Here is a 19,331-nt window from a genome sequence, read left to right on the forward strand (position 1 = left end):
TGTCGAAACGTGACCAGAACAGCTCAATGCGTCATATCTTAGCCGCAAGCCGAACGGAGCGAAATGCCCTTGTTAGAGCATCAGGCTCAGACCGCCGCAGCCAGATCCGGTTTTCCACCCGGCAATGGCGTTTGCTGATCTGCCAACCAGCGCGCCACCAGCGGCCAGACTTCAGTCTGGGCGGCTTTGCTGACGAGCATCTCCACATGACCGAAATTATCGCCAAAGCCCTGCTCGCGACCCAGGTTGATAAATTGCTTATGCTCGGAACCCACCTGATCGAACAGCTTGCGACAAGCCCAGGTCGGGTCCTGATGGTCACCGGCGGCACTCACGGCCAATACCGGTAACTGAACGTCGGCCAATCCGGCCCACCAATCCTTGTCGGCGTCGCCAAAGCGACCAAACAGGCCATGCCAGCGCATGCTTTCCAGGGCCAGGCCAATGGGCTCGTCCTCCGGGCCGCGCTTGAGCCGTGAACCGGACAACTGGGCAAAACGTTTGAGAATGAAGCGCCCGCTCCACTCCACCGGCGGAATTTTCAACGGCCAGTAGGTGCGACTGATTTGAGTACCGAAAAACGCCGCGGAAGCCACCAACGGCTCGCCGATGTACTCACCACCCAATGCCGCTGCCAGCGTAATCCCGCCCAGCGAGTGACCGATCCAGTGCGGGATCTGGCCGCTCTGCTCGCTCACGAACGCGCCAATGGCCGGCAAATCGTAACGGGCGTAGTCGGCAACGCGGTTCTTGCGGTAGTTCTGGTTGCGCTGGGACAGGCCGTGGCCACGCATTTCGGGAATCCATACATCGAATCCCAGACGCGTCAGATAGGCGCCCAGTCCAAGCCCCTTTGGGGAAAACCAGAACCGGCGATTGGAAAAGCTGCCGTGAAGCAAAATAACCGGAACGCCACGCGCGTCTGAGCCATCCGCCATGCCCAGGCGCGTCACAGCCAGTTCGACGGTGCCGTCAGGGCTGTTGCCGGGTTTCAGACGATAGACGTCTTCGCTCAGATCGCCGCGCCGCTCGGCGCTGATCAGGGCGACAGGAAATAGGTTGCTGCTGCTTTGCATAATGCTCTTGCACAAAAAAGGGCGGCTTCCAGAGGAGCCCGCCCTACTTGATTCTTAAAGCCTCGGCCACTTGACCGAGGCTTCATTCACATCAAGCCGAAGCTTGACCTTCAGCCAGGAAGAACCAGGTTTCCAGTACGGAATCGGGGTTCAACGAAACGCTTTCGATGCCCTGCTCCATCAGCCACTTGGCCAGATCAGGGTGGTCCGAAGGACCCTGACCGCAAATGCCGATGTACTTGCCAGCCTTGTTGCAGGCCTGAATCGCGTTGGCCAGCAGCTTCTTGACCGCCGGATTACGCTCGTCGAACAGGTGCGCGATGATCCCGGAGTCACGGTCCAGGCCCAGGGTCAGCTGGGTCAGGTCGTTGGAACCGATGGAGAAGCCGTCGAAGAACTCGAGGAATTCTTCCGCGAGGATCGCGTTGGACGGCAGTTCGCACATCATGATGATGCGCAGACCATTCTCGCCGCGGGCCAGGCCATTTTCGGCCAACAGATCGATCACTTGGCTAGCTTCGCCCAATGTACGGACGAACGGCACCATGATTTCGACGTTGGTCAGGCCCATCTCGTTGCGCACGCGCTTGAGGGCGCGGCACTCGAGCTCGAAGCAGTCACGGAACGATTCGCTGATGTAACGCGAAGCACCGCGGAAGCCCAGCATCGGGTTTTCTTCTTCCGGCTCGTAGAGCTTGCCGCCGATCAGGTTGGCGTATTCGTTGGACTTGAAGTCCGACAGACGCACGATGACCTTTTTCGGGGTGAACGCAGCGGCCAGGGTGCTGATGCCTTCAACCAGCTTGTCGACATAGAAGCCAACCGGATCGTCGTAACCGGCGATGCGCTTGTCGACGCTGTCCTTGATGTCCTGCGGCAGACCGTCGTAGTTCAACAGCGCTTTCGGGTGAACACCGATCATGCGGTTGATGATGAATTCCAGACGGGCCAGGCCCACACCGGCATTCGGCAGCTGTGCGAAGTCGAAGGCGCGGTCCGGGTTGCCGACGTTCATCATGATCTTGAACGGCAGATCAGGCATGGCATCCACGGAGTTTTTCTTGATGTCGAAGCCCAGTTCGCCTTCGAAGATGTAACCGGTGTCGCCTTCAGCGCAGGAAACGGTCACGCCCTGGCCGTCCTTCAACAACTGGGTGGCGTTGCCGCAACCGACCACAGCCGGGATGCCCAGCTCGCGAGCGATGATCGCCGCGTGGCAGGTACGGCCGCCACGGTTGGTGACGATGGCGCTGGCGCGCTTCATGACCGGTTCCCAGTCCGGGTCGGTCATGTCGGAGACCAGAACGTCGCCTGGCTGGACTTTGTCCATCTCGGACACGTCCTTGATGATGCGGACTTTGCCGGCGCCGATGCGCTGGCCGATGGCGCGGCCTTCAACCAGCACGGTGCCGGTTTCTTTCAGCAGGTAACGTTCCATGACGTTGGCCTGGGTGCGGCTCTTCACGGTTTCAGGACGGGCCTGAACGATGTAGAGCTTGCCGTCGTCGCCGTCTTTGGCCCATTCGATGTCCATCGGGCACTTGTAGTGCTTCTCGATGATCATCGCTTGCTTGGCCAGTTCGCTGACTTCGGCATCGCTCAGGCAGAAACGTGCGCGATCAGCCTTGTCGACGTCGATGGTCTTGACCGACTTACCGGCCGTGGCCACTTCGCCGTAGATCATCTTGATGGCTTTGCTGCCCAGGTTGCGACGCAGGATGGCCGGACGGCCGGCTTCCAGCGTGCCTTTGTGGACGTAGAACTCATCCGGGTTCACCGCGCCTTGCACGACGGTTTCACCCAGGCCGTAGGCGCCGGTGATGAACACCACGTCACGGAAGCCCGATTCGGTATCGAGGGTGAACATCACGCCGGCAGTGCCGGTTTCAGAGCGGACCATGCGCTGCACGCCGGCCGACAGGGCTACCAGCTTGTGGTCGAAGCCCTGGTGGACGCGGTAGGAAATCGCGCGGTCGTTGAACAGCGAAGCGAACACCTCTTTGGCGGCGCGAATAACGTTTTCGACACCACGGATGTTCAGGAAGGTTTCCTGCTGACCGGCGAAGGAAGCGTCCGGCAGGTCTTCGGCGGTAGCGGAAGAGCGCACGGCCACGGCCATGTCAGGGTTGCCGGCCGACAGCGTGGCGAACGCGGTGCGGATCTCGGCGTTGAGCTTCTCAGGGAATTCCGCTTCCATGATCCATTGACGGATCTGGGCGCCGGTCTTGGCCAGGGCGTTGACATCGTCGACGTCCAGGGCGTCGAGGGCGGCGTGGATCTGATCGTTCAGGCCGCTCAGCTCGAGAAAATCACGATAAGCCTGAGCTGTCGTGGCGAAGCCACCGGGCACCGATACACCGGCACCTGCAAGGTTACTGATCATCTCGCCCAGGGATGCGTTCTTGCCCCCTACGTGCTCTACATCATGGACGCCGAGCTTATCGAGGGAAACTACGTACTCTACCAAGGTGATCTCTCCACTAACTGTGTTGGAAAAGCTCAGAAGCCGGCTGCTCTATGGAGCGTTTGCCAGCTGTATGGCCTGGACCTGGAAAATAAGTGAGAATGCGGGCCACTGGCGGCCAGCAAATCGCGCCTATCATATCCAAGATTCGTCACTAGCTTAAGGCCCAAGGTGCAAATGAAACGATCTGCTTTCTTTATCTCCGATGGTACCGGCATCACAGCCGAAACCCTGGGTCAAAGCCTCCTGGCGCAGTTCGAAAACATTACCTTCAGCAAATTCACGAAGCCGTACATCGACAACGCGGAAAAAGCGCGGGTCATGGTACAACAAATCAACAAAGCCGCCGAAAACGATGGTTTTCGGCCGATCATCTTCGACACCATTGTCAATCAGGACATCCGTGAGATCCTCGCAACGTCCAATGGTTTCATGATCGACATTTTCTCGACCTTCCTGGCGCCTCTTGAACAGGAATTGACCGAGCATTCTTCCTACACCGTCGGCAAATCCCACTCGATTGGCAGCAACTCCAATTACATGGAACGCATCGAGGCGGTCAACTTCGCCCTCGACAACGACGACGGTGCGCGCACGCATTATTACGACAAGGCGGACCTGATCCTAGTGGGCGTGTCGCGTTGTGGTAAGACGCCGACGTGTCTGTACATGGCCATGCAATTCGGCATCCGCGCGGCCAACTATCCGCTGACCGAAGACGACATGGAACGCCTGCAATTGCCAGCCACCCTGCGTGCCCACCAGCACAAGCTGTTCGGCCTGACCATCGACCCGGACCGCCTCACCGCGATCCGCAACGAGCGCAAGCCCAACAGCCGCTATTCGAGCTACGCACAGTGCGAATTCGAAGTGCGCGAGGTGGAGAATCTGTTCCGCCGCGAGAGCATTCCGCACATCAATTCCACGCATTTTTCGGTGGAAGAGATTTCGGCGAAGATTCTGGTGGAGAAAGGCGTGGAGCGGCGGTTCAAGTAGTTCTTTAGCGCCTGCCCGGCCGCCTTCGTCGGATCGCCGCCCGGAGCAAGCCCGCTCCCACATTAGACCGCGTACCTTTGCCGCGACTCGGTCTAATGTGGGAGCGGCGGTGCGACGATTCGACTTGCTCGCGAAGAACGATTACACGGTTTCAGTTAATGCCCCCACCAACGCTTCAAACCCTTCCAATAACAACCGATCATCCCCCGCCGAATTACACACACTCGCCCTGATGAACTGCGGCACAGCTCCATGTCCGACCGCAAACATCTCGGCGGTGGCTATCAGATAATTATTCACCTTGAGTTCCTCAGCAATCTGCGAGGCCCGCCACGGCTCGGGCACTTCGATCCAGAAGTGCGGGCTATGGGAATGGGTTTTGTACGTCAAGCCCTCCAGCACACCACTCACCAACGCCTTGCGCCGACCGATCTCGGCAATCTGCTGGCCCAGCAACTGCTCGGCAATGCCGTTTTCTATCCACAGGGTCGCCACCTCCAGCGACAACGGGCTGGCCATCCAGCACGTCCCGCGCACTGCTGCGCTCAAGCGTCCGATCAACGGTTGCGGCGCATGCAGGTAACCGACTCGCAAACCCGCCGAAACCGCCTTGCTCAGGCTGCCGATCAGCACCGAGCGCTCCTGGGCGAAATGGCTCAAGGGTAACGGTCGCTGTTGAGCCAATACCGCATGGGCTTCGTCTTCAAAGATCAACAGATTGTGCTGTCGACAGACCTCTGCAATCGCTTCCCGCCGTGCGACGGACATCACGGCAGCCGTAGGATTCTGGATCGTCGGTGTGCAATACAGCGCCGACACACGATGGTTGCGGCAAACCTCCTCCAGCGCATCGGGCATCAGCCCTTCATCATCCATCCCGACACCGATGAGTTTTATCCCTAGCTGGCGTACGACGCTGATCAACCCCGGGTAGGTCAGGTGTTCCGTCACCAACGTATCGCCTGCCTTGAGCAACCCCATCAAGGCACACAACAGACCGTGCTGGCCGCCGTTCACGCAAACGACCTGCTCGGCGTTCGGGACAAACTCTTTATGCCTGAGCCAGTGCGCGCCCGCCGCACGATAGCGTGGCAATCCAGCCTCGGCGCTGTATCCCCCGAGGTGTTGCAAGGCCTCAGGATCAAGGGACAACGCTTGCAGGCTCTGACTCAAAAAAAGCGCTTCCTGCCCCGGAATCGGTTGATTGCGGCTCATGTCAAAAAACGCCCGCGGTTCATCACTGACATTGCGAAAGCCACCGTCCCGCGGTCGTTCCATCCCGCGCTGACGCACATACGTGCCGTCTCCTACGCGAGCGACCACCAAACCCACACGCTCGAGTTCACCGTAAGCGCGGCTGATGGTGCCGATGGTCACGCCGAGGCTATCCGCCAGCAGCCGATGAGGCGGCAATTTGCAGCCGGGCTCGATCAGCCCTTCAGCGATGCCTTTTTCGATCCCGTCGGCAAGGCGTTTGTACTTCACGCCCAAACCATTGGCGAGGCCGTCGCGCAGGATTGACACCATGGCAATACTTGTTTTGACAGTCATTGCAACCCCGAATAGCGTGCTTGAAACAGGTTCAATCAGGGATAGACCTTTTGCAGAGGGAGGTCAATTCCGACGATAAAAGGAGTTCGATCATCTCCATTGCCATCAGCGCACCTTCACGTACTGCAAAACCCTGGCTGGCCGCCATGGTCACCAGTGTGCTGTTCCTGATCGTGTGCCTGAGCTGGGGCACCACGTGGCTCGGGATCAAGATTGCTGTCGAAAGCGTGCCCCCGCTGACCGCCGCTGGCCTGCGATTCCTCATCGCTTTTCCGTTATTTCTCGGCTTCGCCCTGATCCGTCGTGAACCGCTGCTGTTTCCCAGGGAAAGCCGCTGGTTCTTTGTCTTCGTCACGCTGACGTATTTCAGCCTGCCGTATTACTTGCTCAACTACGGCGAGATGCACGTTTCGTCCGGCCTGACGGCGCTGCTGTTCAGCTGCATGCCGGTGTTCATCCTGCTGTTTTCCGCGCTGTTCCTACGGGAGAGAATCTACCCCTCGCAAGTGCTCGGCATCACCATCGGTTTCGGCAGCCTGTTCATGATCATCCGCAGCCAAGGGCTGCATCTGGACCATGCCGAATTGTTCGGGGTGTTGGCGATCCTCTGTGCGGCGTTGATGCACGCGCTGTGTTACGTGGTGACGAAAAAACACGGCACGGCGATCAGCGTCATCACCTACAACACGCTGCCAATCGGCATCGCCGGGTTGATGCTGTTTGTCGCCGGATTGAGTGTCGAAGCCCCGGTGTTCGATGCCATCACCGTGCGTTCGTGGAGCGCCCTGCTCTATCTGGGGCTGGTGGCGTCGGTGGGCGGGTTTATTGTTTACTTCCTGCTACTCAAGCGGCTGAGCCCGATCATTCTGTCGTTTGTGTTCATCATTTTTCCGGTGTTCGCGGTGATCATCGGTGCCTGGTACGAGGGGCAAACCTTGTCCCGGGAACTGATGATGTACTCGGCGATTTTGCTGACGGGGTTTGCGATCACCAAATTGCCTGTGGAAAAGTGGCTCATCGGCAAAAAAGCAAACCCCTAGGCGACGGTCAGATCACAAACAAATCCACGAACCGATTCACCGGTGTCGCCTCAAGCGCAGCCTGATCCTTGCACAACGCAAAGATCTCGGCGCTGCGCTGGGCGTTGAAGCGGGTCGCCAGGTTGGCCTTGAACTTGTCTTCCAGCAGCGGAATGCCGTCGGTGCGGCGACGGCGATGGCCGATCGGGTACTCCACCAATACGTTCTCGGTGCTGGAGCCGTCCTTGAAGAACACCTGTATCGCATTGGCGATGGAGCGCTTGTCGGCCTCCAGGTATTCGCGGGTGTAGCGCGGGTCTTCGACGATGACCATTTTTTCGCGCAGCACGTCGATGATCGGATGCGCCGCGTGGAAGTCGTCTTCGTACTGCTCGGCCACCAGATTGCCGAACGCCAGCGGCACGGCGGTCATGTACTGAATGCAATGGTCACGGTCCGCAGCGTTGGCCAGCGGGCCGACCTTGGAGATGATGCGGATCGCCGACTCGTGGGTGGTGATGACGATTTTGTCGATTTCGTGCAGGCGATTTCTGACTTGCGGATGCAACGTCACTGCCGCTTCGCAGGCCGTTTGCGCGTGGAATTCGGCGGGGAAGCTGATTTTGAACAGCACGTTCTCCATCACGTAGCTGCCGTACGGCCGGGAGAAGCTGAACGTGCGTTTGTCTTCAGGCTTGAGCGCCAGGTCGTTGTTGGTGTGGCTGAACAGCACGTCGTAGAAACCCCATTGTTTGGCGGTCAGTACGCCGGGGATGCCCATCTCGCCACACATTGCGATCTCCGCCAGACGCACGCCACGGCTGGACGCATCGCCGGCGGCCCAGGATTTACGCGATCCGGCATTCGGCGCATGACGGTAAGTGCGCAGCGCCTGACCGTCGGCGAACGCATGGGACAACGCGGACAACAACTGCTCGCGATTGGCGCCCATCAGCTTGGCGGTCACAGCGGTCGAGGCGACTTTCACCAGGATGACGTGATCCAGGCCTACGCGATTGAAGGAGTTTTCCAGCGCAATCACGCCCTGGATTTCGTGGGCCATGATCATGGCTTCGAGCACCACGCGAACGGTCAGCGGTGCATCGCCATTGGCGAGGCGTTTTTGCGACAAGTGATCGGCCACCGCGAGAATGCCGCCGAGGTTATCGGACGGATGGCCCCACTCGGCCGCGAGCCAGGTGTCGTTGTAGTCGAGCCAGCGAACGATGCATCCGATATCCCACGCCGCTTTGACCGGGTCGAGGCGATGACGGGTGCCGGGGACGCGCGCGCCGAACGGGACGACGGTGCCTTCGACAATCGGGCCAAGGTGTTTAGTGCACTCGGGGAAACGCAGGGCCAAAAGGCCACAGCCCAACGTGTCCATCAGGCAGTTGCGGGCGGTGTCGAGGGCTTCGGCGGATTGGATCTTGAAGTTGAGGGCGTAGTCGGCAATGTCCTGCAGGACCGTGTCGTAGTCGGGGCGGTTGTTCTGGTCGACGTTGGTGCTCATGTTCGATTCACTCCAGTTCAGGATTGTTGAGTGGTGGTGTTCTTCCTCAGGGGCAGGTTTGGTTTTGATTTTTGCAGGTCTGGGGTGCCTGCTTGATTTGTATTTATTCAGGTAGATCTCCCCCTCACCCCAGCCCTCTCCCCACGGGGGAGAGGGGGAAAGGGAGCCGATCTTCAAGCTTTTCAAAATTTAAGTTCGACTCAGATCTTTCAGGTCGATGTAGCGCTAAGAACAACTCGGTCAGTCCCCTCTACCCCCTGGGGCGGTCCGACGTTTCGGGAGGGTTAGGGTGAGGGGGTGGATTTCAGATCAGAACGAATCACCCGGCACGCGGACGTAACCTTCCATCAACACCCGCGCACTGCGGCTCATGATGGCTTTGTTCACAGTCCACTCGCCGTTCACCTGGCTCGCCTCAGCACCCACGCGCAACGTGCCGGATGGGTGCCCGAAACGCACAGCATTGCGCTGAATACCACCCGCTGCGAGGTTCACCAGCGTGCCGGAAATCGCCGCCGCGGTACCGATAGCCACGGCCGCCGTGCCCATCATCGCGTGGTGCAATTTGCCCATGGACAGCGCCCGCACCAACAGATCGACATCGCCCGCCGCAATCGCTTTGCCACTCGAAGCAACGTAGTCCGCAGGCTTGGCCACGAATGCAACCTTAGGCGTGTGCTGACGCTTGGCCGCTTCGTCCAGATCCTTGATCAGGCCCATGCGCAATGCGCCGTAAGCCCGAATGGTTTCAAACATCAGCAACGCTTTCGGATCGCTGTTGATCGCACCTTGCAGCTCGGTGCCGGTGTAACCGATGTCTTCGGCGTTGACGAAAATTGTCGGAATACCGGCGTTGATCATGGTCGCCTTGAAGGTCCCGACACCGGGCACTTCGAGGTCATCGACCAGGTTGCCGGTAGGAAACATCGAACCGCCGCCGCCCTCTTCTTCCGCCGCCGGGTCCATGAATTCGACCTGCACTTCAGCGGCCGGAAAGGTCACGCCGTCGAGTTCGAAATCACCGGTTTCCTGCACTTCACCGTTGGTGATCGGCACGTGAGCGATGATGGTCTTGCCGATGTTGGCCTGCCACACGCGAACCACGGCAACGCCGTTGTGCGGGATGCGACTGGCGTCCACCAAACCATTGCTGATGGCGAACGAACCGACCGCCGCCGACAGGTTGCCGCAGTTACCGCTCCAGTCGACGAAAGGCTTGTCGATGGATACCTGACCGAACAGGTAATCGACATCGTGATCGGCCTTGATGCTTTTCGACAGGATCACGGTTTTGCTGGTGCTGGAGGTCGCGCCGCCCATGCCGTCGATTTGCTTGTCGTACGGGTCGGGGCTGCCGATCACGCGCAACAACAAAGCATCGCGAGCCGGGCCTGGAACCTGTGCCGCTTCGGGCAGGTCTTTCAGGCTGAAGAACACGCCTTTACTGGTGCCGCCACGCATGTAGGTGGCGGCGATTTTAATTTGAGGGGCGATTTGAGGTGCGTGAGCCATGATGTTCCTTTTAGGATCGAGCGGGACCGCATGGCCCCGCCCGAACTCATCGTGTTAAACGGCAACCGCCGATTCTTCTAGGAAGTCCTGAGCGAAGCGTTGCAGCACGCCGCCAGCCTCGTAGATCGACACTTCTTCGGCGGTGTCGAGGCGGCAGGTCACCGGCACTTCGACGCGTTCGCCGTTCTTGCGGTTGATCACCAGCGTCAGCTCGGCACGCGGGGTGCGCTCACCGATCACGTCGTAGGTTTCGCTGCCATCGATGCCCAATGTCTTGCGGTCGGTGCCCGGTTTGAACTCCAGCGGCAACACGCCCATGCCCACCAGGTTGGTGCGGTGAATGCGTTCGAAGCCTTCGGCCGCAATCGCTTCCACACCCGCCAGACGCACTCCTTTGGCTGCCCAGTCGCGGGACGAACCCTGACCGTAGTCGGCGCCGGCGATGATGATCAGCGGCTGCTTGCGTTCCATGTAGGTTTCGATAGCTTCCCACATGCGCATCACTTTGCCTTCCGGCTCGACGCGAGCCAGCGAACCCTGTGTGACCTTGCCGTTTTCCTGAACCATTTCATTGAACAGTTTCGGGTTGGCGAAGGTGGCGCGCTGCGCAGTCAAATGGTCGCCCCTATGAGTTGCGTAAGAGTTGAAGTCCTCTTCCGGCAAGCCCATTTTCGCCAGGTATTCGCCGGCGGCGCTGTCGAGCATGATCGCGTTCGACGGCGACAGGTGATCGGTGGTGATGTTGTCCGGCAGCACCGCCAGCGGGCGCATGCCCTTGAGCGGACGAGCCCCGGCCAGCGCGCCTTCCCAGTACGGCGGACGGCGGATGTAGGTGCTCATCTCGCGCCAGTCGTACAGCGGCGTCACTTTCGGACCGGTGTCTTCGTGGATGGCGAACATTGGAATGTAGACCTGACGGAACTGCTCCGGCTTGACCGACGCCTTGACCACTGCGTCGATTTCTTCGTCGCTCGGCCAGATGTCTTTCAGGCGGATTTCCTTACCGTCGACCACACCCAGCACATCTTTTTCGATGTCGAAACGGATGGTGCCGGCGATGGCGTAAGCCACCACCAATGGCGGCGAAGCAAGGAACGCGTTCTTGGCGTACGGGTGGATCCGGCCGTCGAAGTTGCGGTTGCCGGAGAGTACGGCAGTGGCGTACAGGTCGCGGTCGATGATCTCTTGCTGGATCACCGGGTCCAGCGCACCGGACATTCCGTTGCACGTAGTGCAAGCGAAGGCGACGATGCCGAAACCGAGTTGTTCCAGCTCGCTGGTCAGGCCAGCCTCGTCCAGGTACAGCGCCACGGTTTTCGAGCCTGGCGCCAGGGACGATTTGACCCACGGCTTGCGGGTCAACCCGAGCTTGTTGGCATTGCGCGCCAGCAGGCCGGCGGCGATGACGTTGCGTGGGTTGCTGGTGTTGGTGCAACTGGTGATGGCGGCGATGATCACTGCGCCGTCCGGCATCTGGCCGGGCACTTCGGTCCACTGACCGGAGATGCCTTGGGCGGCGAGATCGGAAGTGGCGACGCGGGCGTGCGGGTTGCTCGGGCCAGCCATGTTGCGCACTACCGAAGACAGGTCAAAGGTCAACCCGCGCTCGTATTGCGCGCCTTTCAGGCTGTCAGCCCACAGGCCTGTGGTCTTGGCGTAGCTCTCGACCAGCTGCACCTGCTCGTCTTCACGGCCGGTGAGTTTCAGGTAGTCGATGGTCTGCTGGTCGATGTAGAACATCGCTGCGGTAGCGCCGTATTCCGGGGCCATGTTGGAGATGGTCGCGCGGTCGCCAAGAGTCAACGCGGAGGCACCTTCGCCGAAGAACTCCAGCCATGCACCGACGACTTTTTGCTGACGCAGGAACTCGGTCAACGCCAGCACCATGTCGGTGGCGGTGATGCCCGGTTGCAGCTTGCCAGTCAATTCGACGCCGACGCTTTCCGGCAGACGCATCCACGACGCGCGGCCAAGCATCACGCTTTCCGCTTCCAGACCGCCGACACCGATGGCGATCACGCCCAGTGCATCGACATGAGGAGTGTGGCTGTCGGTGCCGACGCAAGTGTCGGGGAACGCCACGCCGTCGCGCACCTGGATCACCGGAGACATTTTCTCCAGGTTGATCTGGTGCATGATCCCGTTGCCCGGCGGAATCACATCAACGTTCTTGAAGGCCTTTTTGGTCCAGTTGATGAAGTGGAAACGGTCTTCGTTGCGACGGTCTTCGATGGCGCGGTTCTTCTCGAACGCCTCCGGATCAAAACCACCGCGCTCGACGGCCAGGGAGTGGTCGACGATCAATTGCGTCGGCACCACCGGGTTCACTTGCGCCGGGTCGCCACCTTGCAGGGCGATGGCGTCACGCAGGCCGGCGAGGTCCACCAGCGCGGTCTGGCCGAGAATGTCGTGGCACACCACGCGGGCCGGGAACCATGGGAAGTCGAGGTCGCGTTTGCGCTCGATGAATTGCTTCAGGGATTCGGTGAGCGTGGTCGGGTCGCAGCGACGCACCAGGTTTTCCGCCAGCACGCGGGAGGTGTATGGCAGAGTGTCGTAGGCGCCGGGCTGGATGGCCTCGACAGCCGCGCGGACGTCGAAGTAATCCAGATGGCTGCCGGGCAGCGGTTTACGGAATTCAGTGTTCATCGTCAGGACTCGGTCACGGTAGTTTCAAAGGGAGGCGCCTGGCACAGCTCCTGAAGTTAACTCGGTCAAATGTGGGAGCGGCGGTGCGACGATTCGACTTGCTCGCGAAAGCGGTGTATCAGTCGACATCAATGTTGAATGTCAGTCCGTCTTCGCGAGCAAGCCCGCTCCCACAATGGTCCCGGTTCATTCAGCAACCAGCGCGGGAGCCCACACCATTCAGCGTTGTTCGATTGGCACGAACTTGCGCTGTTCGACGCCGACGTATTCGGCGCTCGGGCGGATGATGCGGTTGTTGGCACGTTGTTCGAACACGTGCGCCGCCCAGCCGGTCAGGCGCGAGCAGACGAAAATCGGTGTGAACAACTTGGTCGGGATGCCCATGAAGTGGTACGTCGACGCGTGGTAGAAGTCGGCGTTCGGGAACAGTTTTTTCTGCTCCCACATGGTCTTGTCGATGGCTTCGGAAACCGGGAACAACACCGTATCGCCCACTTCGTCAGCGAGTTTTTTCGACCAGCCCTTGATCACCTCGTTGCGAGGATCGTTGTCCTTATAGATCGCGTGGCCGAAGCCCATGATCTTGTCCTTGCGCTCGAGCATGCCGAGGGTGCCTTTGATCGCCTCTTCCGGCGAGCTGAAGCGCTCGATCATTTCCATCGCCGCTTCGTTGGCACCGCCATGCAGCGGACCGCGCAGCGAGCCAATGGCAGCCGTGACGCAGGAATACATGTCCGACAGCGTCGATGCACAAACCCGTGCGGTGAAGGTCGAGGCGTTGAACTCGTGTTCCGCATAGAGAATCAGCGAAACGTTCATCACTTTGACGTGCAACTCGCTCGGCTTCTTGTCGTGCAGCAGGTGCAGGAAGTGGCCGCCGATGGACTGTTCGTCGCTCACGCAGTTGATGCGTTTGCCGTCATGACTGAAGCGATACCAGTAGCACATGATCGCCGGGAACGCGGCCAGCAGGCGGTCGGTCACGTCGTGTTGTTCGGAGAAGTCTTTCTCCGGCTCGATGTTGCCCAGGAACGAGCAACCGGTGCGCATCACGTCCATCGGGTGGGCGTCGGCGGGGATGCGTTCCAGCACTTCTTTCAGCGCTTGCGGCAGGTCGCGCAGCTTGCTCAGTTTGCTGATGTAAGCGGCGAGTTGTGTTTTGGTTGGCAGTTCACCGTAAAGCAGCAGGTAGGCCACTTCTTCGAATTGTGCGTCAGCCGCCAGTTCGCGAACGTCGTAGCCACGATAGGTCAGGCCTGCGCCCGACTGGCCCACGGTGGACAGTGCGGTTTGCCCGGCAACCTGGCCACGGAGCCCGGCGCCACTGAGTACTTTTGCTTCGGCCATTGCTGTCTCCAGTTTTTTTGAATTTGTTAGGGAGTTATTCGACTTACTTCTTCGCCGCAAACAACGCATCGAGCTTCTGCTCGAAGGTGTGGTAGTCGATGCGATCGTAAAGCTCCATGCGGGTCTGCATGGTGTCGATGACGTTTTGTTGCGTGCCGTCGCGGCGGATGGCGGTGTAGACATTTTCCGCGGCTTTGTTCATCGCACGGAACGCCGACAGCGGGTACAGCACCAGCGACACATCAGCAGCGGCAAGCTGCTCGGTGGTGTACAGCGGGGTCGCGCCAAATTCGGTGATGTTGGCCAGGATCGGCGCTTTCACGCGGTTGGCGAACAGCTTGTACATGTCCAGTTCGGTGATGGCTTCCGGGAAGATCATGTCGGCGCCGGCCTCGATGCACGCCGCAGCGCGATCCAGCGCAGATTCCAGACCTTCCACAGCCAGCGCATCGGTGCGGGCCATGATCACGAAGCTGTCATCGGTGCGCGCATCGACAGCAGCCTTGATCCGATCGACCATTTCCTGCAGGGACACGATCTCTTTATTAGGACGGTGGCCGCAGCGCTTGGCGCCGACCTGGTCTTCGATGTGAATCGCCGCCGCGCCGAACTTGATCATCGACTTGACGGTACGTGCCACGTTGAACGCCGAGGAACCGAAACCGGTGTCCACATCCACCAACAGCGGCAGGTCGCAGACGTCAGTGATGCGGCGCACGTCGGTCAGCACGTCGTCCAGGCCGGTGATGCCCAGGTCCGGCACGCCGAGTGAGCCGGCAGCCACCCCGCCACCCGACAGATAAATAGCCTTGAAACCGGCGCGCTTGGCCAGCAGCGCGTGATTGGCGTTGATCGCGCCGACCACTTGCAGCGGATGTTCGCTGGCGACCGCATCGCGGAAACGCTGGCCTGGAGTGCTCTTGTTGGAACTCATGACTCACCTCGTTCAGTGGCTGTCTGGTTTGCGCCGTCCTGGTAGTGACGAGCGATATTGCGTTTGGAGGCGCCGATGTGACGGCGCATCAACAACTCGGCCAGCTCACCGTCACGGTCGGCGATGGCGTCGAGAATTCGGTGGTGCTCGGCAAAGGCCTGACGCGGACGATTGGGCGTGGTGGAAAACTGGATGCGGTACATGCGCACCAGTTGATAGAGCTCGCCGCAGAGCATCTGCGTCAGGGTGCGGTTGCCGCTGCCCTGGATGATTCGGTAATGGAAGTCGAAATCGCCTTCCTGCTGGTAGTAGCCGACACCGGCCTGAAACGCCGCATCGCGCTCGTGGGTTTCGAGGACCCGGCGCAGTTCGTCGATTTCTTCGAGGGTCATGCGCTCGGCCGCCAGACGGCAGGCCATGCCTTCGAGGGATTCGCGGATTTCGTAGAGTTCCAGCAGCTCGGCATGGCTCAACGAAACCACCCGCGCTCCGACGTGCGGCACGCGAACCAGCAGGCGCTGGCCTTCCAGACGGTGGATCGCCTCACGCAGCGGCCCACGGCTGATGCCATAGGTGCGCGCCAGTTCCGGCTCGGAGATCTTGCTGCCCGGGGCGATCTCGCCCTTGACGATGGCCGCCTGAATGCGCCGGAAGACGTTCTCGGAAAGTGTCTCCGAATCGTCTTGGGCTATTACCGGGGGATCGAGTTGATCCAACATATTGTCGACACCTTGAAAGCTGATGCCGCAAAAACTAGCGAATACAGACCTTTTAGTCAAAGGATAAATAGGTATTGTCGACAATCGTCTAATAACCGACTGCACCTAAACGATGCAGCCCCTCTGTTTATAGCCGCCTCCCGGCGCTGGCGCCATAAAACCACCGTGCTAGAATGCCGGCCGCATTTGTTTGTGACATCTGCACTGCTTGTCATAAACAGTTGATAGGCATACGAGGGAGCTTGCGCAGCGATGCCAGGGCCTTGAATAGAAGTACGGACCGCTGCGCACCAGGATTTATGAGACTCAAGCCCTTCCCCACCTTCCTTTATCTTCTTTGCCTGCCCGGTTTCGCCGCGGCGGGGGAAAAGACTGTTTACGGCCTCAACGAGTACGCCGCCCTGGACGGCATCGACCTGGAAGTCGCCGCCAAACTCGACACCGGAGCGAAAACCGCTTCCCTGAGCGCCCGTGACATCAAACGTTTCAAACGCAATGGCGAATCCTGGGTGCGCTTCTATCTGGCAATCGACGCTGCGCACTCGCACCCGATCGAACGGCCACTGGCCCGCGTCAGCAAGATCAAGCGCCGGGCCGGCGACTACGACCCGGAAGAAGGCAAGAAGTACACCGCCCGTCCGGTGATCGAGCTGAATATCTGCATGGGTTCGGCTTTACGCAGCATCGAAGTGAACTTGACCGACCGCAGCGCCTTCCAATACCCGCTCCTGATCGGCTCCGAAGCGCTGAAACGTTTCGATGCGCTGGTCGACCCCAGTCTTAAATACGCTGCTGGCAAACCCGCCTGCGCCACCGACGCTCATACCGCAGAGTAATTCCAATGCGCTCTCTTACCCTTCACCTGAAATTCCTGATCGCCATCCTGGTGGTGCTGGGTATTTCAGTCACGGCCTATCAGATCTTCGTGCTCGGCATCCCCGTGACCGAAGACGCCACCGACGACTTGTGGAACATCGACGCCAAAGTCGAGTTCGTCGCCAGTACCAAGGACCCGGTCAAGATCCAGATGTTCGTGCCGCCGCTGAGCCGCGATTACGTCAGCCTCAATGAGAGCTTCATTTCCAATAACTACGGCGTGGCCGTGAACCGTGCCGACGGCAACCGCAAAGTCACCTGGTCGGCACGTCGGGCCAAGGGCAATCAGACTCTTTATTACCGCCTGGTGCTGACCAAGCGCTACACCGGTGAAAAATCCAAGATCAAAGGCCCGACCTTCCGCGACAGCATCGCCGTCGAAGGCGCGGAAAAAGTCGCCGCCGAAGCCCTGCTCGCACCGATCCGCCAGCACTCGGCCGACGTCGAAACCTTCATCGGCGAAGCCATCAAGCGTGTCAACAATCTCAACGACGACAACGTGAAACTGCTGCTGGGCGGCGATCCGTCCCCCGGGCACAAGGCGAAAATCGTCGAATTGGTGCTGTCCATCGCGCACGTGCCGGTGGAAAAGGTCCACACCATTCGTCTGGTGGCTGACCAGCCGCAAATGCCGGAACTGTGGTTGCGCAGCTTCAATGGCACCGACTGGCTGTACTTCAACCCGGAAACCGGTGAACAGGGCCTGCCGACCGACCGCCTGCTGTGGTGGACCGGCGACGAAAACCTGATCACTGTCGATGGCGGCAAGAAAGCCAACGTGACCTTCAGCCTGAACAACAGCGAAATGAACGCCATTCGCCTGGCCAAGTTGACCGACGAAAACACCGACGCCAACTTCCTCGAATACTCGCTGTACGGCCTGCCGCTGCAAACCCAGCAGACGTTCATGATCATGGTGATGATCCCGATCGGTGTGCTGGTGATTTTGATCCTGCGCAACCTGATCGGCATTCAGACCCTCGGCACCTTTACTCCGGTGCTGATCGCCCTGGCGTTCCGGGAAACCCAGCTCGGCTTCGGTATCGTGCTGTTTACGATCATCACGGCGTTGGGCCTGTCGCTGCGCTCCTACCTCGAACACTTGAAGCTGCAAATGTTGCCGAGGCTGTCCGTGGTGCTGACCTTCGTGGTGGTGCTGATCGCGGCGATCAGCCTGCTCAGCCATAAACTCGGCCTGGAACGCGGGCTGTCCGTTGCGCTGTTCCCGATGGTGATTCTGACCATGACCATCGAACGCCTGTCGATTACGTGGGAAGAGCGCGGCTCCGGCCACGCCATGAAAGTGGCGATCGGTACGCTGTTCGCCGCGTCGCTGGCGCACCTGATCATGAGCGTTCCGGAGCTGGTTTACTTCGTGTTCACCTTCCCGGCGATCCTGTTGATCCTGGTGGGCTTCATGCTGGCGATGGGGCGCTATCGCGGCTACCGCCTGACCGAACTGGTGCGTTTCAAAGCCTTCCTGAAGAAGGCTGACGCCTGATGCTCGGCTTCTGGAAGACCTGGAAGGCCCTGGAAGCCCGGGGCATCATGGGGATCAATCGGCGTAACGCGGACTACGTGCTCAAGTACAACAAGCGCAGTCTGTACCCGATTGTCGATGACAAGATCATCACCAAGGAACGCGCCATCGCCGCCGGCATTCATGTGCCGGAACTGTATGGCGTGATCTCCACCGAGAAAGAAATCGACAACCTCGACGACATCATCGGCAGGCGCAACGACTTCGTGATCAAACCGGCCCAGGGCGCGGGCGGTGACGGCATCATTGTGGTTGCCGACCGGTTCGAGGGGCGCTATCGCACAGTGTCCGGCAAGATCATCGACCATGAGGAACTCGAGCACCATGTCTCCAGCATCCTGACCGGCCTCTACTCCCTGGGCGGGCACCGCGACCGCGCGCTGATCGAATACCGGGTGATCCCGGACCAGATTTTCAAAAGCATCAGCTATGAAGGCGTGCCGGACATTCGCATCATCGTGCTGATGGGTTACCCGGTCATGGCCATGCTGCGCCTGCCAACCCGGCAATCCGGCGGCAAGGCCAACCTGCACCAGGGCGCCATCGGCGTCGGTGTTGACCTCGCGACTGGACAGACGTTGCGCGGCACCTGGCTGAACAACATCATCAACAAACACCCCGACACCACCAACGCAGTGGATGGCGTGCAACTGCCCTACTGGGACGGTTTCATGAAACTTGCCGCGGGCTGCTATGAGCTGTGCGGGCTGGGTTATATCGGTGTCGACATGGTGCTGGACCAGGAGAAAGGGCCGCTGATTCTTGAGCTCAACGCCCGGCCTGGGTTGAACATTCAGATTGCCAATGATTGCGGGCTGACGTTGCGCACCCATGCGGTTGAAGCGCGGCTGGAAGAGTTGAAGGCTCGCGGGGTTGTTGAGACGGTGCAGGAACGGGTTGAGTTTGTTCAGGAAATGTTTGGGCATATTCCTGCGGTTGAAGGCTGAAATCCACCTCTCACCCTAACCCTCCCGAAACGTCGGACCGCCCAGAGGTAGAGGGGACTGACCGAGGTGCTCTTGGAGCTGCGTCGACCTGAAAGCCCGAGCCGAACTCAGGTTTTGAAAAGCCCCCAATCTGCTCCCTTTCCCCCCTCTCCCCACTGGGGCGGTCCGACGTTTCGGGAGGGTTAGGG

General features: G+C 59.8%; 14 protein-coding genes. 5 read left to right on the forward strand and 9 right to left on the reverse strand.

Annotated features, from left to right (window positions below):
• Positions 1-86: 86 nt before the first annotated feature.
• Both KGB23_RS18885 and ppsA read right to left on the reverse strand, forming a co-directional pair.
• Complete coding sequence (locus KGB23_RS18885; RefSeq protein ID WP_223432145.1) at positions 87-1,076, reverse strand: alpha/beta fold hydrolase; 990 nt, start codon at positions 1,074-1,076, stop codon at positions 87-89.
• Between the two features lie 91 nt (positions 1,077-1,167).
• Positions 1,168-3,543 (reverse strand): phosphoenolpyruvate synthase, encoded by a 2,376-nt coding sequence (gene ppsA / locus KGB23_RS18890; RefSeq protein WP_150655272.1) that lies wholly within the window; start codon positions 3,541-3,543, stop codon positions 1,168-1,170.
• A 174-nt stretch (positions 3,544-3,717) separates the two neighbouring features.
• Here ppsA and KGB23_RS18895 point away from each other — a divergent pair, with 174 nt between their 5' ends.
• Positions 3,718-4,536 carry a pyruvate, water dikinase regulatory protein gene (locus KGB23_RS18895; RefSeq protein ID WP_223432146.1) on the forward strand — a complete coding sequence of 273 codons (819 nt, stop codon included), beginning with the start codon at positions 3,718-3,720 and terminating at the stop codon, positions 4,534-4,536.
• 141 nt (positions 4,537-4,677) lie between these two features.
• Here the strand turns inward: KGB23_RS18895 and KGB23_RS18900 are convergent, their stop codons facing one another.
• Positions 4,678-6,087: a PLP-dependent aminotransferase family protein gene (locus tag KGB23_RS18900; protein WP_223432147.1), complete on the reverse strand. Its 1,410-nt coding sequence runs from the start codon at positions 6,085-6,087 to the stop codon at positions 4,678-4,680.
• Between the two features lie 137 nt (positions 6,088-6,224).
• Here KGB23_RS18900 and KGB23_RS18905 point away from each other — a divergent pair, with 137 nt between their 5' ends.
• Positions 6,225-7,127, forward strand: coding sequence for a DMT family transporter (locus KGB23_RS18905; protein ID WP_223432154.1), 903 nt, complete (start codon positions 6,225-6,227; stop codon positions 7,125-7,127).
• Positions 7,128-7,134: 7 nt separating this feature from the next.
• Here KGB23_RS18905 and prpD read toward each other — a convergent pair whose 3' ends face one another.
• The 6 genes from prpD to KGB23_RS18935 form a co-directional block, all read right to left on the reverse strand.
• Positions 7,135-8,619: a 2-methylcitrate dehydratase gene (gene prpD, locus KGB23_RS18910; protein ID WP_223432148.1), complete on the reverse strand. Its 1,485-nt coding sequence runs from the start codon at positions 8,617-8,619 to the stop codon at positions 7,135-7,137.
• Positions 8,620-8,928: 309 nt separating this feature from the next.
• Positions 8,929-10,131 carry a 2-methylaconitate cis-trans isomerase PrpF gene (prpF, locus tag KGB23_RS18915; RefSeq protein WP_223432149.1) on the reverse strand — a complete coding sequence of 401 codons (1,203 nt, stop codon included), beginning with the start codon at positions 10,129-10,131 and terminating at the stop codon, positions 8,929-8,931.
• A gap of 54 nt (positions 10,132-10,185) precedes the next feature.
• Positions 10,186-12,780, reverse strand: a complete 2,595-nt coding sequence (gene acnD / locus KGB23_RS18920; RefSeq protein WP_223432150.1) for a Fe/S-dependent 2-methylisocitrate dehydratase AcnD — start codon at positions 12,778-12,780, stop codon at positions 10,186-10,188.
• A 219-nt stretch (positions 12,781-12,999) separates the two neighbouring features.
• Positions 13,000-14,127, reverse strand: coding sequence for a 2-methylcitrate synthase (prpC, locus tag KGB23_RS18925; RefSeq protein WP_046047910.1), 1,128 nt, complete (start codon positions 14,125-14,127; stop codon positions 13,000-13,002).
• Between the two features lie 43 nt (positions 14,128-14,170).
• Positions 14,171-15,061, reverse strand: coding sequence for a methylisocitrate lyase (gene prpB / locus KGB23_RS18930; protein WP_010456549.1), 891 nt, complete (start codon positions 15,059-15,061; stop codon positions 14,171-14,173).
• Positions 15,058-15,777 carry a GntR family transcriptional regulator gene (locus KGB23_RS18935; protein ID WP_177327884.1) on the reverse strand — a complete coding sequence of 240 codons (720 nt, stop codon included), beginning with the start codon at positions 15,775-15,777 and terminating at the stop codon, positions 15,058-15,060. Before KGB23_RS18935 ends, prpB begins: the two co-directional genes overlap by 4 nt.
• 302 nt (positions 15,778-16,079) lie before the next feature.
• Here KGB23_RS18935 and KGB23_RS18940 point away from each other — a divergent pair, with 302 nt between their 5' ends.
• Genes KGB23_RS18940 through KGB23_RS18950 form a run of 3 tightly spaced genes read left to right on the forward strand, consistent with a single transcriptional unit; the run spans position 16,080 to position 19,143 of the window.
• Complete coding sequence (locus tag KGB23_RS18940) at positions 16,080-16,616, forward strand: ATP-dependent zinc protease (RefSeq protein WP_095128808.1); 537 nt, start codon at positions 16,080-16,082, stop codon at positions 16,614-16,616.
• Between the two features lie 5 nt (positions 16,617-16,621).
• Positions 16,622-18,157 carry an inactive transglutaminase family protein gene (locus tag KGB23_RS18945; protein WP_095128809.1) on the forward strand — a complete coding sequence of 512 codons (1,536 nt, stop codon included), beginning with the start codon at positions 16,622-16,624 and terminating at the stop codon, positions 18,155-18,157.
• Positions 18,157-19,143 carry an alpha-L-glutamate ligase-like protein gene (locus KGB23_RS18950; RefSeq protein ID WP_223432151.1) on the forward strand — a complete coding sequence of 329 codons (987 nt, stop codon included), beginning with the start codon at positions 18,157-18,159 and terminating at the stop codon, positions 19,141-19,143. The genes KGB23_RS18945 and KGB23_RS18950 overlap by 1 nt, the downstream gene beginning before the upstream one ends.
• The last annotated feature ends 188 nt before the right edge of the window (positions 19,144-19,331 follow it).

The organism is Pseudomonas sp. GL-B-26 (assembly GCF_019947405.1).
Lineage (GTDB): Bacteria > Pseudomonadota > Gammaproteobacteria > Pseudomonadales > Pseudomonadaceae > Aquipseudomonas.